The 1,915-nt window shown below is 73.9% G+C and carries 2 protein-coding genes; one reads left to right on the top strand and one right to left on the bottom strand.

Features of this window, described 5'->3' with window-relative positions:
- Window positions 1-7: 7 nt before the first annotated feature.
- On the bottom strand, window positions 8-706 hold the full coding sequence (locus ABZ281_RS47770) for a glycoside hydrolase family 75 protein (RefSeq protein ID WP_356664938.1): 699 nt from the start codon (window positions 704-706) through the stop codon (window positions 8-10).
- A gap of 417 nt (window positions 707-1,123) precedes the next feature.
- On the opposite strand from ABZ281_RS47770, the gene ABZ281_RS47765 reads away from it, so the two are divergent.
- Window positions 1,124-1,915 (top strand): fibronectin type III domain-containing protein (locus ABZ281_RS47765; protein ID WP_356664936.1); only part of this gene is annotated, 792 nt, incomplete at its 3' end.

The raw sequence follows: 1,915 nt of genomic DNA, 5'->3' as shown, positions 1-1,915 counted from the left end.
CAGCCGCTCAGCTCCCGCCCGCCGCGCCCCCTTCGGCGAACCGCTTGGCCGCCCGCTCCCCCTCGGCCACGGCCGCAGCGTGGTCCTCGATGGGCGACACCTTGGCGTTCTTGAAGACGATGTAGGTGACACCGGAGGGTGCGCCGCCGCCGTGCGGGTCGGCGCGGATGCCGAGGGCCTTGGCGGTCGCGTAGGAGGCCTCCCCGAGGATGCCCTGCGGGCCGGTGTCGCCGACGACCGCGTACTGGACCCGGTCGCGGTACACGACGGCCACCACCGAACCGCCGCCGATGCCGTGGTCCCGGTAGTCCCAGAGGTCGCTCGGCGCGGGTACGACGATGAAGGGCAGGCGCTCGGCGCTCAACGGGCGGCCGTCGGACTGGGCGTAGGCCGTGCTCGCGGCGAAGTACGGGTCGGTGCGGCGGTTGCAGCGGGGTCCGGGGCTGCCGTCGCAGTCGATGTCCAGGTCGGCCTTCCAGAACACGGCGTCGCGGGTGCCGCAGACCGGGATGCTCGCGGATGCACCGTTGTCGCTGCGGTAGCGGCCGCGGGAGACGGGAGCGCAGTCCCGCACCTTGGCGAGCAGGTCGGCGGCGCTCACGGCGCTTTCGCGCCACACCGCGGGCCGGGCGTGGGCGGCGGGGGGTGTCGTCGGGGCGAGCAGGGCGGCGCTGGCCACGGCCAGAGTGAGCGACTGGACACGCACGATACGGGAGCCTCTCGTGGGGGACCTGACGGGCACTCAGCCCAATCTGGTCCCGAGGCGATCACTCGGCCACCGCTGGGGGGCCGGACGGTGCACGCCTCCAACCTCCGACAGGGGCCGGGCGCCTGAGTCCGCGTAAGACTCCGGCGGCCCGGCCACCCGCGCCGGCGCGGGATCTGCGACGACAGCGGTTCCGCGCGACAGGCCCGAACTCCCCGGTGTCCGCCAGGAGTTCGGCTGTGAGGCTTCAGCATACGTAACTCCTGCGGGTGGTCACGCACGGCCGGGGGTGACGCCCCCACGGAAGCGGCATCCATGACCAGCGGACCCCCTCTTGATGTGATCGCGCCAACAGCGCCATATTGGTCCGGACCATTCCCGTGAACCTGCTGGCCGACCACCCCGGGAGGCAGTGCCGTGCGACGACGTTCCGCTCCCTCATCCCTCCCGCGCCGCCTGGCGCTCTGCGGGGCTCTCCTTCTGCTCGCCTCCTGCGGCTGGGCCGGAGCGGAGGAACCGGACGGCGCTGGTGCGCCCGGGGCGCCGACGGGCGTCACCGCTGCGGCGGGCAGCGCGACGAGCGTGCATGTCATGTGGAACGCGACCGCCCGGGCCGATCACTACGAGGTGTATCGCGGCACCACGAAGGTCAGGGAAGTGCCGGGTTCACAGCACATGGTGGATGTCACCAGGCTCCGGCCCTCCACGCGGTACGTCTTCTCCGTACGGGCGCGGGACATCGACGGCCGGGTCGGGCCGCCGAGCCGCCGGGTGCCCGCGAGGACGCCCGCGGCCGCCGCGGACGACCGCTCCGCGCCGACCCGCCCGGCGGCGCCCCGCGGCCGGGCGGCCGGAAGCCGCGCGGTCCAGCTGTCCTGGTCCGCCTCGACGGACGACCGGGGTGTGGTGTCGTACGACATCCAGCAGGGAGACACGAAGATCCACAGTGTGGGCGGGGGCCAGACCGCCACCGTGCTCACGGGGCTGCGACCCGGCACGGACTACGCGTTCACCGTCCGGGCCCGGGACGCGGCCGGCAACGTCTCCCCCGCCAGTCCCACGGTCCGCCTCACCACACCGGGCAGGGACGACGGCCGCGCCACCGCCCCCACCGGCTTCCGGGCGACGAGTCACCACGAGGACGGGGCCTACCAGCTCGACCTGAGCTGGGTGCCGCCTCGCGTGGACGGTGAGGTCACCGAGTACCAG

Origin of the sequence: Streptomyces sp. NPDC006265 (genome assembly GCF_040613555.1) — a bacterium.
In the GTDB taxonomy this organism is placed as follows: domain Bacteria; phylum Actinomycetota; class Actinomycetes; order Streptomycetales; family Streptomycetaceae; genus Streptomyces.
This window is presented reverse-complemented; position numbering and strand designations above follow the sequence as displayed.